The organism is Paenibacillus sp. FSL R5-0887 (assembly GCF_038002305.1).
Taxonomy (GTDB): domain Bacteria; phylum Bacillota; class Bacilli; order Paenibacillales; family Paenibacillaceae; genus Paenibacillus_AQ; species Paenibacillus_AQ odorifer.
The window spans coordinates 1350799-1364101 of record NZ_JBBOCE010000002.1 but is presented as its reverse complement, the minus strand read 5'-3'; the positions used below and the strand labels follow the sequence as shown (position 1 = coordinate 1364101).

The window sequence follows — 13303 nt, the reverse complement described above, 5'->3', positions numbered from 1 at the left end:
GAATGCTTCCTCTAAAGGATGGCAAAGCCGTTTCTACTTGTGTGCAAAAGGAGCTTGATTAGTAAGTATGATTCATCAATATAAACTAAACGGATACAATATCGTGCTCGATACCTATAGTGGCTCGGTGCATGTTGTTGATGACCTAGCATATGAAATTATAGCGGATTATGAGAAAACTTCTGTCGACCAAATCGTGACAATGATGTTAGAGAAATATAAGCATGATTCCAGCATTTCTGAGAGTGACATTCGAGAAACCATCGTGGATATCGAGGAGCTTATAAATGATGGTCAGCTTTTTACAAAAGATGAGTATGAGAACCTCTCGCTTGATTTAAAAAAACGGAAAACTTATGTTAAGGCACTCTGCCTCAATGTTGCGCATACCTGTAATCTATCATGTGACTATTGCTTCGCTAGCCAAGGGAAATACAACGGAGATCGAGCAATCATGAGCTATGAGGTTGGACAAAAAGCTATCGATTACCTGCTTGAAAATTCGGGTCATCATCGCAACCTGGACATCGACTTTTTCGGCGGGGAACCGCTTTTGGCCTGGAAAGTAGTTAAACAGATCGTAGCTTATGCAAGAAGCAAAGAACAAGAATACAAAAAGAAGTTCCGCTTCACCTTCACGACGAACGGGATGCTGCTGAACGATGAGGTCACCGAGTTTTTAAATCAGGAAATGTACAATGTCGTATTAAGCCTGGATGGAAGAAAAGAGGTTCATGACCGACTTCGCCAAACGGTTAACGGAAAAGGCAGCTATGATCATATTCTTCCGAAGTTCCAGGAATTCGTTCGTAAGCGCGGAGACCAAGAGTACTATGTACGAGGAACCTATACCCGTAACAATGTTGATTTCACCAATGATATATTTCATATCGCAGATCTTGGTTTTGACAAAATCTCAATGGAACCGGTCATCTGTGATCCAAGGGAGCCCTATGCACTTACCGAGGAGGACCTGCCGGAGATATACAACCAGTACGAAATTCTCGCGAAGGAAATGATCGGTCGCGGTGAACAAGGCAAGGGGTTTACCTTTTATCACTACATGCTTGACCTTTCGGAAGGACCTTGCATCCAGAAGAGAATTACTGGCTGTGGTTCAGGGACGGAATATCTTGCTGTCACCCCCTGGGGAGAGCTTTTTCCTTGCCACCAGTTCGTAGGGGATGAAGAGTACAGCATGGGAAACCTCTGGGATGGTATCACAAAGTCTGAGCTGCAATGTCAATTCCAAGAGAGCAACTGCTACTCGAAGCCGGAATGCAAGGACTGCTGGGCGAAGCTCTACTGCAGCGGCGGTTGTCCTGCCAATGCACTGCACGCGACGGGTTCCCTGGTCGGAACCTATGACTTCAGCTGTGACGTCTTCCGCAAAAGAGTCGAATGTTCCATGATGGTAAAGGTGGATGAATCTATTAGAGCGATGGAAGAGCAACCTAACTAATTAACGTAACGGCTTGATAAACTGTAACCGAGAAATAGACACTTTTAAATGGAGTGCTCTTTCTCGGTTTTTTTATTAACTGAAAGCAGATATTACTCTAAAAGAGTTCGCGGCAATTATCGTATGCGGTTTGGGACCGGATCTTGGAAAAGTAAAGATAATTTTATTGATTTGACTGAGAGTAGCGAGATTATAGGGGATTTAGGTAGGATAAGATTCTCAGATAGAGAATACATAAAACTCTGTAATTAAGGAGGGGGAAAAGAGCTAGACTGCAATTATTCTAAGCCCTTCTTTACATTAGAAGGGGACATCTTATAAGATTTGTTCACACTGAGTATTCCGACACATGTGGAGTCGGTGGATATGTTGAAGATAGAAACAAATAGTGACATTCAAGAGAGCTAACTATTTTGGATAAGATTAATAGGTTTGTATAAGAATACTTGAGACTTAATATAGGTGCTTTTCTTTTGTATGCTACTGAGCCATTATCATAAAATACCTCTATATCAGAGCAAATCTGAAAGAGTAAAGAATTAACGTAGTAGACCTGTAAGGTAGCGGGCAATCTTAAATATATGAATGTATTCTTGTGATAAATAATGATATATTAATATAATTGATCCAAGTGTAAATTAATATATTGGTTAATAATATTAGAAACGTACTACTGAAATTAAGTAACGCAATCAATGATTATATAAAAAAATGATTCTGATAATAATTAAATTTATACCAAAAAAAGTTCTGGTAATTATTTTTCTATAGCATGTTCTATTGAGATGTTGTAATCTAATAATTTGTGTCTTAGTACTTGTAAATATTATCAAGAGGTGTTAAGCTGCTAATATAAGGAACGAATGTTCGTGAGCAAGGGGCGATTAAATAATGTGTAATAAAAAGCTTTTAGCGGTCGATTTATTTTCCGGTGCTGGGGGATTAAGTTTAGGATTTTTGCAAACTGGTCAGGTAGAAATTGCAGCTGCTGTAGAAAATAATAAATTTGCTCAAAAAACCTATAAAAGAAACCATGAGAAAAAAAATTCTTGTCATAATATTAAATATTATGATGATATTAGAAGATTGGACTTTAAGGAGCAGATTATAAATGAGTATCAGAAAATAGATCTTGTTTTTGGGGGGCCACCGTGTCAGGGGTTTTCTAATGCTAACAGGCAAAAGACTGAGCTTATCTCCACTAATAATCAGCTGGTCAAAGAATATGTAAGAGCAATTCAGGAATTAGAACCAAATGCTTTTGTAATGGAAAATGTCAAAGCGATGAAATCTTCCAAACATAAATTCTTTTATTCGTCTAAAGATCACCAAGAAGTTGTAGAAGAGCTAGAAATAAAACTTTTGCCAGAAAAAATATTGTTGGGAAAAACAACTAAACTAACAGAGGATTTGATTCGTTTTCTTAAGAATTCCTTCCATTATGAAAGACTTTCCTCATATACAATAAATGATAAAAATTTATTTTCTAAAATAAGTCATATTGGTAGAAAAGAGAAAGAGGCTCATTTATACCTTGCAAAAGCTGAGGGGAAATTAAAGAATTACTATCCTACTTGGATGGAACAACATGAGGTCTATTGGAGTGAGAGTTATCAAAAACAGTGGATGATACTTGGAGATCTTTTACAAATAAAAGATCATAGTGATGCATCAAAAGATTTTCTTTTCAAAAACTTGAATGAAGTTATAGAGGTTCAAAAGATTTTAATGAGAATGAATGAAATCACAGCAAATAATATTGAAATAAGTGACATTGTACATGATCAAAAGAATGTATATATACAAGTGAAGACTTACGGAGTTTTAGATTACCTAACTTCAAAATTTAATAGCCTTGGATATACCATTAATGAGGAGCATATCTTAAACGCTGCACATTTTGGTGCCCCTCAGCTTCGAGAACGTCTCATTATTATTGGGGTAAAGAAAGAATTTATGGAGGACAAAACTGTAGAATTACCAAAACCTATTTTTAATGACCCTGGTCAGTTTTATACTGTAAAACATGCTATTGAGGATCTTGAAAACATTGAACCCTTTAAAACAATGGTTGATGATCGGCCTATTGTAAAGTCATCGTCTAAATATAAAAATCCTCTAGCTCAATATCTTTGTGGAAATATTGAAGAAATTGAGAATCATGTTATGACAGAAACAAGATCAACTGCATTAGAGAGATTTAAAGTTTTAGAACCAGGTCAAAACTTTCATCATCTTGATGAGTCTTATAAACAAACTTATTCAGATCCCAGGAGAACTCAAAATACTGTTTATTTGAGGCTTAATTATAATACTCCATCAGGAACTGTATTAAATGTTAGAAAGTCTATGTGGATTCATCCCCTTAAAAATAGAGCAATAAGTATTAGAGAGGCTGCGCGGCTTCAAACATTCCCTGATGACTTTGTATTTGAAGGTACTAAAGATTCACAATATCAGCAGATTGGTAATGCTGTACCTCCAATTTTAGGCAGGGCGGTGGCTGAACAAGTAGTGAATTATCTAGGGAAGCCTGTGAGAGAAAAATTGGAAGATGTAATAATGTCACATGAATCAGTTACAATATTTTAAGTTATTAGTCTCTGCTCATTTTGAGTTGGAGACTTTTTTGTTGTTAGAAATGGATAATTATTCTTTTTGAAGGTTATAGATCCCTTGTGTCGAATAATGCAGTATATAATAGATTGGGAAGGTTCGCTACAAATTTCAACAATTTTCTCAATCTAACAAAGTAGTTCTCTTAGGCAATTGCTTATTGTAGTTATAAATATCCTGAAAATGGGGGGTAACCATATGAATATAATTGTAACTCAGCCATCTGCTACACCTGTTATCCAAGCGCTCCGTTCATTAGGATATAATGCTGGAACTGCAATAGCAGATTTGGTAGATAATAGCATTGACGCAAAGGCAAGTAAGATTGTATTAGAATTTAAGTGTTTAAGAAACGATGGGGCAATAATTATTTCAGATAACGGTTCTGGCATGGATGAAGAAATGCTCCAAATGGCTATGAATATAGGCTCGAAAGATCCACGTGAAAGTAGACAACCCAATGAACTTGGAAGATTTGGTATGGGACTCAAGACTGCCTCATTTTCTCTGGGTAAACGGTTAAGTGTACTTACCAAATACAACGGGGATTATGCACAACGGTGTTGGGATCTTGATCATGTGTCCCAATGTAATGAATGGCAGCTATTCACGAAGATCCCAGATGAAATTAGGGAGTTAATGATTGATATTGAAGGAGATAGTGGCACTGTTATTTGTATAGATAAGCTGGATCGTTTCATGGGAGCGGGGACTGAAAATGCAATACATACACAAAGTTTTTTTAACAAAGTTCGGCGGATACATAATCACTTAGAGTTTGTTTTTCACTCAATCATTGAACATAATAATGTTCAGATTATCTTAAACGAAAACGTTCTTGATCCTTGGGATCCTTTTATGACTAAACATTCTTCTACTTTAGAAGGTGAAACTCAGGTTTTGAACATCAATGGAAACAGAATAAGAGCTAAATACTATGTACTACCTCATGCCTCATTTTTAAATGAACAAGAATATAAAAGAGCTGGGGGCAATAGAGGATGGCGAGATCATCAAGGTTTTTATATTTATCGTGAAAACAGACTGCTGCATTACGGAGATTGGTTGGGAATGTTGCAAAAGGATACTTCATCCCAGCTGGCAAGAATTCGTATAGACTTACCAAATACGGCAGATGATGATTGGCAGGTAGATATAAAAAAGTCAGCTGTGATTCCACCGGACAACGCAAAAATAAGACTTGAATCAATAGCGAAATTTGTTCGTAAAATTTCCCGAGATATCTTTTATTTTAGGACTCAAAGTTCCCATTCTAACCAAACTTTTAAAGGGAGTCTCAATACATGGGAGTTATCGGGTAGTGACGAAGGGCTTCGATTTATTGTAAACAGAAATCATCCTATGTTATCAGAAATTCAGAACAGAATAGATGACGAAACCTCAAAACTGCTTAATATGTATTTGAAATTTGTCCAGTTGGGATCACCTAGTAATATTATTGACTCGCCAAAAGTGGCGGAGGAAATCATTCAAATGGTCACCGACGCTATGAAAGATTTAGTTGTCCAATTCTCTTCTACTTTAATTAAGCTCCATGTTGTTCAAAATCAACAACAGCTATTAGATGCACTTATTACTCAACCAGCATTTGATGGTCTAAATCGCATAACGTTGAAATCAATTGTGGAAGAGGCGAGTGTCAGTTATGAATGAGGCAAGAGGCCTTTTTGAGCAAACATTTGCAACTAATTATATGAATTTAAGATCAGTCTTTCCTAGCCAAGAAAAAGCAGCTGAACAAGCAGTGGATTTAGCAAAGCTCGTAATACAGGGGCTAAAAGTAGAGGCGAGTCTGATCGAACAGTGGTCTTTAGAAATGTATATGAAATATAATGTTAACTTTGACATTATAAAGACTCCTGTATTACGTCTAGAAGGAGTGAGTGGCTGGTACAGTTCCAAATTACTTTTGGGAGCATTTTTTTGGACACGTTACAGAGATTATCTATTAAGAGTTAAGCATTGGGACCAAGAGGCTGTTGACTCTATCGATGATTCAACAAATGAAATCATGCGGTCTTTGGGTAACCCAAATGAAAACCATTCTTTTGACAAACGGGGTCTTGTATTAGGGTACGTTCAGTCCGGAAAGACTGCTAATTTTACAGGACTCATTAATAAAGCTTTCGATGTTGGATATAAATTAGTGATTGTACTTTCAGGTGTCCATAATGATCTAAGAGCACAGACTCAGCTTAGGTTGGATGAAGAAGTGATAGGTAGCAGAGTCGATAGAGAGGGCAAACCGGTTGGAGTAGCCCAAATCCATGCTAATACACCTAATCATATTATTTCAACATGGACTACAGTTGAACGTGATATTTCATCTGAACCGAGTGGTATTTTTAACTTAAATCAAAGAACTCTTATGGTTGTGAAAAAAAATAGTATTGTCCTAGAATCACTGAAAAATCAACTTGAGTATCAAAAGAGCTTATTTAAATTAGATATTCCTGTTTTAATAGTTGATGATGAAGCAGATCAGGCATCTGTTGACACCTCTAAACAGGATGAAGATCCAAAGACGATTAATAAGTTAATCCGCCAAATTTTAGAAGTTTTTAATAGAAGGTGTTATGTAGGCTACACAGCAACCCCGTTTGCTAATCTATTAATAAGTGCTGAAGCTAAAACAGAAGAGGAAGGTAAGGATTTATATCCTAAAGATTTTCTTGTCGGTCTCCTCAAGCCTAAAGAGTATTGTGGTCCTGAAGAATTCTTTAATGTTGAAGAAGAGTCGGACGATCCACGTCCAAGTTTGATTCGTCCTTTGAGGGATCCAGATATAGAAGTCTTTACTGGAATTAAAACAAAAGGGGATGCCGGTAAATTTGAAGAGGTTCCTCCGCAAATGGAAGAGTCCATCTTGAGATTTCTTTTAACTATTGCTGTAAGAAATCTTCGAGGCCAGAGGAACAAGCATAACTCGATGCTCATTCATACCTCTCGTTTTAAAGATGTTCAGTCAAGTGTAAAAGACGGTGTGGATAAAGTATTTAAGGAAATTACAAAACAGATCCACTATAACAAAAATAGTGAAATTGTTGAAGCAATTAAATGGATTTATGAGGAAGATGTTATTCCGACAAGCAGGGAATGGCCTGGTTATATTCAGGAATTTAGCTGGGAAGAGGTTTATCAGGAGCTGAGAGAGAGCTCAAAAAAGGTTCGTGTTTTTGAAATTAATGGAAATAGCAAAGATGCGTTAGACTACCATCAATACAAAGAGGATGGTTTAAACGTAATTGCAGTGGGTGGAGATAAGCTGTCACGGGGACTCACACTCGAGGGACTTAGTATAACTTACTATTTTAGAAATACGTTGATGTATGACACTTTAATGCAGATGGGGCGTTGGTTTGGATATCGGAAAGGTTATATGGACTTGTGCAGAATATACACAACCGCAGAAATTGCTTCGAATTTTGAACACCTAGCTATTGCAATGATTGAACTACGAAAAGAATTTGACAGGTTGGCACTAGCAAATAAGACTCCATTGGAATACGCAGTAAAAATGTTAAGTCATCCAACTATGACCTTAACGAGTCCATTAAAAATGAAAAATGCTGCAATAACAAATATAATTTATCGACTAACCCTGCAGCAAACTCGTATCTATGAAAATAAGGAAACTTTTTTTTCTCACAACATGAAAGTGACTGAGAACTTTATTAGTGAACTCTCTTCAAAATTTACGAAAACGCATATTGGATCAGGTAAAACTGGTTATTATATGGTTCCGGAAGTGGAAGTAAATACTGTGTTGAATTTTCTATCGGAATACAAGACGAGTCAAGGCGCTGATAAGGTTGACAGCGGAAAAATTGTGAATTATATCCGTCGAGTTAATGAAAATGGAGAGCTTTTACATTGGACAGTAGCAGTGGTTGAAGGTGAACCAAGGGATAAAAGTGGTCTTGAAAAATTCCCAGTACAATTTGGGAAATTTAAGATTGATTCTGCAGTGGTACGTGGGGTTAAGGCAGAAGAGTATAACAACCAAGGGCATGCTAAAATTGATATACGCGCTATAGTTGCTTCGCGGCAGGAATTCATAGATCTCGATCAAGCCGCGATAAAGAATATGAAGGACAAACAAGATATTCGAAAGCTGAGGCCAAAAGAAAAAGGCATGCTTCTAATCTACCCGCTTCATCCTAAAGTAAAAGTATTCGAATCCCTTAGTTTTACCTTTAGCGAGAAAATGGTCCCAATTGGTATTGCGATCTCATTCCCGGACTCATTGATAGATGATTCTAAAATTTATGAAGTGAACAAAACAATAAAATAAGTATTCTAATAGAGTGAGGAATATATGTTGAATCTTAAATTAGAATTCGAGCAAATGATTAAAGAATTAAATAGCCAGTCTCAGCAAGAAGTTTATAAACTGAGGGTTCTTACGGCGGAAAGTCCCATTCTTTTTGCAGGAATAGATACTGTGAATATGAATAGGCAGTTGTATATCGATTTGGGATTTGAACCTTGGGAACCGGACCAGCTTAAGGCACTTCCAAAGTGGCGAGGTTTATCTATCAAAATTGAGTATTATGAAAAACTGGCATTATTAAAAGGGCATTATTATCTGGTTTTACGACAAGAGTCAGAACATGGTACAGATATTTTTGAGGTTGTACTGCAGAATGTTGTGGATCATTTGATAGCCAGGGAACAGAGTGAATCGGTATTTACAGTAGTATACAAGGTACTTGACAGATGGCGCGTGTTTTTTCAAAAAGGTGGTTACCGTAAACTAACTGAGGAACAGCAGCGGGGACTTTTCGGCGAATTGTGGTATATACAAGACTGGCTTAATCGTTTTCCCACGGCTCCCCCACTTATTATAGAACAGTGGGAAGGACCAACCAGTGGGCGAATTGATTTTAAGCAATCTAATCGCGGCGTAGAGATTAAGACGGCAATAAATAAGTTAACCAAAACAATTAAAATTTCAAATGAAAATCAGTTAAGGCTTACAAATGCAGTATCGAGTATTTATCTCTATGTATGCTTTATAGAACCAAGTAAGACTCATGGTGTTTCTTTACAAGCACTTGTAAACGAGGTTCGAAACCATATTGCAAGTCGCTCTGACCGAATGCTATTAAAGTTTAATGATCTGTTAGAGGATTTAAGATTTAAAGAAGAAGATTATACGGATGATTTCTTTTTTGTAGATAAAGTAGAGGTATACGAAGCCGCGACGAACTTCCCAAGGATTTTGCAGGAGGATTTGCCAAAAGGGATTTCTCATGTTAGTTACAGCATAGATCTTACACATTGTATGGAATTCGAAAGAGAAGTTGATGAGGTATTTGATTTGTAATGGGGGATCATTTAAATGTTAGAGAATAGACAGAAAAGTGAATTCCTGAAGGAATTTCTTGAAGAAGTAGAAGAAAAAGCGGCAAAAACAGGGGTATATCGAGTCCCTTTTCTTGAAAAGATGCTTCAGTATATGGAAAGGGATGATGATCCCGATATATTAATTCCTCCATATATAGATACCTCCAAAAAAATCGCTGTGAATGCTTACACATATGACGAAAGTCAGCACGTTCTTGATCTATATGTAGCTGATTATAACTTTGAACAAAATGAACAGGATTTACTTTCAATAAATATGACGATGCTGACGGAATTAGCCAATCAAGCTAAACGCTTTATTACGAACGCTAAAACATTAGCTCACACTATTGATCAATCTCTGCAAGCTAGAGAATTGGCTGTATTGATATCAGAAAATATTAATGCTATCGATGAAGTGAATATATTTGTACTGACCAATATGTTCTATAATGCCAATAAACCAATTGAGCTGTCGATCCCTGGAATAGAAACGGTAAATGTTCAGGTGTGGGACATAGATCGCATACTTCAAATCATTTTAGCTGAACAAGGAGTCCAAACGATCCATATTGATTTTGAGCAGGACTTGGGACAGTCGTTTGAGATGATGTTTGTCCCCGGGTCTCAATATGAAGGCGAACAGAATTATTTTACATGTTATGTAGGATTTATACCTGCAGGCTTACTGGCAAAAGCTTACGACCAATGGGGGTCCAAACTCGTTGAGCGAAATGTACGATCTTTTCTGCAGGCTAAAGGTGGAACTAATAAGGGGATACTGAAAACTCTAAAGGACCCGAAAGAACGGCGCATGTTTGTCAGTTATAATAATGGAATCTCTAGTGTGGCTCGATCAGGTGACATCGAGAGAATAAATGGAGATATTAACCTTTATCGTATCAAAGGGTTGACTGGATGGCAAATTGTGAATGGTGGACAGACGACAGCATCCATTCACCAGGCCTATAAGAGTGATGTAGATTTAACGGATGTGTATGTTCAGGCTAAATTGACTATTCTGCATGTTGAAGCAAACCAAGAAAAAGATCAGCAGCTCCTTGAAGATGAAATGGTATCAAGTATTTCGGAGTATGCCAATACTCAGAATAAAATTAACAAGTCTGACTTGTTGGCCAATTCAAGATTTATGTCCGAACTAGAAAAATTGTCAAGAAATACCTGGATTCCTTCAAATGATGGGAGAAAATCAGAGAGTAAGTGGTATTTTGAACGTGCGAGAGGTCAATATGCAGTAGATTTAAATAGACGAAAACGTGGTAAGGAACAGAATGAATTTAAAAAGCATTACCCCAGTGAAAAGGCTATTATTAAAGTTGACTTAGCCAAATATTTCATGTCATGTGAAGGTTTTCCTCACGTTTCAAGTAAAGGTGGAGAAGAAGCCTTTAAACGGTTTATGGAGCAAAACAAACAGTATTGGAAATACGATAAGGATGATAATGATGAAGTCATTCCACTGAGTGAAGTCACCCTTGAAGTCTATCAACAACTAATAGCAAGGACGATTATTAATTTCCATGTGACTAATATTGTGGAATCCATGAGACTGCAGGGGTATAGAGCAAATGTAATATATTATACAGTGGCTATGCTTCATCATATATATGGAAACAAAATAGACTTAATTGATGTATGGAATCGTCAAGCATTATCTGATAAATGGGATGAAGCGATAATGATTATTGCTAACAAGGCATTATACTTCCTTCGTGACTCTGCGGGCGATAGAAACGTAACCCAATGGGCTAAACAGGAAGCATGCTGGGTGCAGTTCAAGGATGGATATACGAAGCAGCTGAGTAATATCATCTGATTCTGATTAGAAGGGCTTACTGCTTTATTAATTAAAACACTCAACTATCTTTCTAATGGTAGGGTATTGAGTGTTTTCTTATTTGATAAGTGAGCTGCATACGATTTGATTTATTGGTTGAATATTATGTATGCCGGCTAAATGGGTAAGAATATAAGATATAGAAAACATTAAATAGGTGATGGGATGAGTAAAGATTCTTTCTTTTGGGCAGAACTGCTGACATGGTATACCGAATATGGGCGTCATCAATTTCCTTGGCGCAATACAAAAGACCCGTATCATGTGTTGATAGCCGAGTTTCTGCTACAGCAGACCCATGTACGTAAAGTCGAAGAAGTATATGAGCAGCTGTTGCTTAATTACCCCAATATAAGCGAATTAGCGAAGGCGAGTATTTTATCATTGGAAGCAATCATAGCCCCTATTGGACTAAAGTACCGTGCATCAAGATTAATAAAAACAGCTGAGATTATCTGCAACCATCATGATGGTAAGGTTCCGAATGATTATAATAAGTTAAGACAGCTTCCTGGAATTGGCGATTATATTGCAAATGCCGTACTTTGCTATGCTTTTGACCAGCCGGTTGTTCCAATTGATACTAATGTTATTCGGCTATTTACAAGGTATTTCGGTTATACATCAAAGAATCCTAGACCTCGAATGGACAAAGAGTTAGCATCTAATATTAGGGCTCACTTTGAGGGAATGGAAACAACCAGGGCGGCTAATTTAGCAGTGCTCGACCTTGCAGGCCTAGTATGCAACGCTAAAAATCCACACTCAACAGACTGCCCATTATCAAGGTACTGTATTGATTTTCTTTCGCGGGCACCTGATTCTCACTAAGCCGTCGCGTGATCGAGAAAAGTCATTGTTACCCGTCTATGCTTTAAAGCAATTTTCTCTATGCCACAACAAGTATTTTTTATGAGCCTCATCTAAATGAATCCATGAATTTTCAGTTAATCCTAACTTGTTTTTTGTTTTCGGTGTTAGGAAACTTGAAATGATGACATTCCCCTCATCAGTAAAGGTTATAAGTCCTTGATCAAATAATTTATCATGATTTGGACATAACAATAATCCATTAAATTTATTGAGTCTTTCAAAATCAGAGCTATACTTCCACGGTTTAATATGGCTAGCAATTAACAGTGATGGTTCATCCATTCCACAGATAGCACATTTAGCGGAGTCCTCTAACAATTTCTTTTTAAATATTGCCTGACCTCGTCTTTGGACTACTTCAGCTACAAAATTCGTGTTAATTTCCTCGTTTTTTATCAATCTTTTCAATTGTTCTAATGGGTGCAAAGAACTATCTTTTAATGAATAGGGTTCAACTATGAAAACCCCATCATCCCGCTCTGATGTAATAATACCAAGGCCGAGCATACGATTATGGCCTTTTTTTATTTTGTGTAGTATGCCAATGGGAATATTATGATTGAGATTATAGCGTGCAGCTGCAATATCACTTTTTTTGCTAGGATCGTTTTCTTTGTCAGGCGGAGCCATCTCGATATGTAAAAACTCGGTTTCGCTTTCATCGTTCCAAATTATTTGTTTACCGTAGTTTTTGCTAGATTCTGTGGCTTGATAGGATAAGATATATGGCTTACCAGCTGGTTTATAGAATCCTCTTACCAAGTTATGAAGGATATGTGTTTCAGGAACATGTTGATCTGGTGGTAGCCGTTCTTCAGAATTAGCACCTTTTATACCTGCTTTACCAACTATCAAATTCCCCTTGAGAAATTCAAACTTTTTTAATATACCCTCATGAGTTACTTCCAATATATCCACCATCCACATAATATTTGTAAAAAATTCCATGCTAAAAGGGATAAAAGCTAAGAATAAATCGTATTATGACGATATATATAGTACTATAGTCATGTACGATTGTATACAAAATATGTATGATTAGTTGAGGAAATACTTTGCTATCCAGTTCAATATAAGTGCAATCCTCCACTTTAATAATATATATTTTTAATAGGACTTTTACT

The 13303-nt window shown here is 36.8% G+C and carries 8 protein-coding genes; 7 read left to right on the top strand and 1 reads right to left on the bottom strand.

Annotation, left to right across the window (positions count from 1 at the left end):
- Positions 1–67 precede the first annotated feature (67 nt).
- The 7 genes from scfB to MKY14_RS23930 all read left to right on the top strand — a co-directional run bounded on the left by scfB (position 68) and on the right by MKY14_RS23930 (position 12137).
- Positions 68–1462 carry a thioether cross-link-forming SCIFF peptide maturase gene (gene scfB / locus MKY14_RS23960; protein ID WP_340977521.1) on the top strand — a complete coding sequence of 465 codons (1395 nt, stop codon included), beginning with the start codon at positions 68–70 and terminating at the stop codon, positions 1460–1462.
- 891 nt (positions 1463–2353) lie between these two features.
- On the top strand, positions 2354–4054 hold the full coding sequence (locus tag MKY14_RS23955; RefSeq protein WP_340977519.1) for a DNA cytosine methyltransferase: 1701 nt from the start codon (positions 2354–2356) through the stop codon (positions 4052–4054).
- A gap of 222 nt (positions 4055–4276) precedes the next feature.
- A complete protein-coding gene (locus tag MKY14_RS23950; RefSeq protein ID WP_280753620.1) occupies positions 4277–5752 on the top strand; it encodes an ATP-binding protein in 1476 nt (491 codons plus the stop codon).
- The gene (locus MKY14_RS23945; RefSeq protein WP_280753621.1) at positions 5745–8393 is read left to right on the top strand and encodes a Z1 domain-containing protein; all 2649 of its coding nucleotides are present in this window, start codon (positions 5745–5747) and stop codon (positions 8391–8393) included. The genes MKY14_RS23950 and MKY14_RS23945 overlap by 8 nt, the downstream gene beginning before the upstream one ends.
- A gap of 24 nt (positions 8394–8417) precedes the next feature.
- The gene (locus MKY14_RS23940) at positions 8418–9428 is read left to right on the top strand and encodes a PD-(D/E)XK motif protein (protein ID WP_280753622.1); all 1011 of its coding nucleotides are present in this window, start codon (positions 8418–8420) and stop codon (positions 9426–9428) included.
- Positions 9429–9443: 15 nt separating this feature from the next.
- Positions 9444–11285 (top strand): AIPR family protein, encoded by a 1842-nt coding sequence (locus MKY14_RS23935; RefSeq protein WP_280753623.1) that lies wholly within the window; start codon positions 9444–9446, stop codon positions 11283–11285.
- Positions 11286–11471: 186 nt separating this feature from the next.
- On the top strand, positions 11472–12137 hold the full coding sequence (locus MKY14_RS23930) for a hypothetical protein (protein WP_280753624.1): 666 nt from the start codon (positions 11472–11474) through the stop codon (positions 12135–12137).
- A gap of 36 nt (positions 12138–12173) precedes the next feature.
- Here the strand turns inward: MKY14_RS23930 and MKY14_RS23925 are convergent, their stop codons facing one another.
- Entirely contained in the window at positions 12174–13088 is a 915-nt protein-coding gene (locus MKY14_RS23925; RefSeq protein WP_280753625.1) for an HNH endonuclease, read from the bottom strand.
- Positions 13089–13303: the final 215 nt, after the last annotated feature.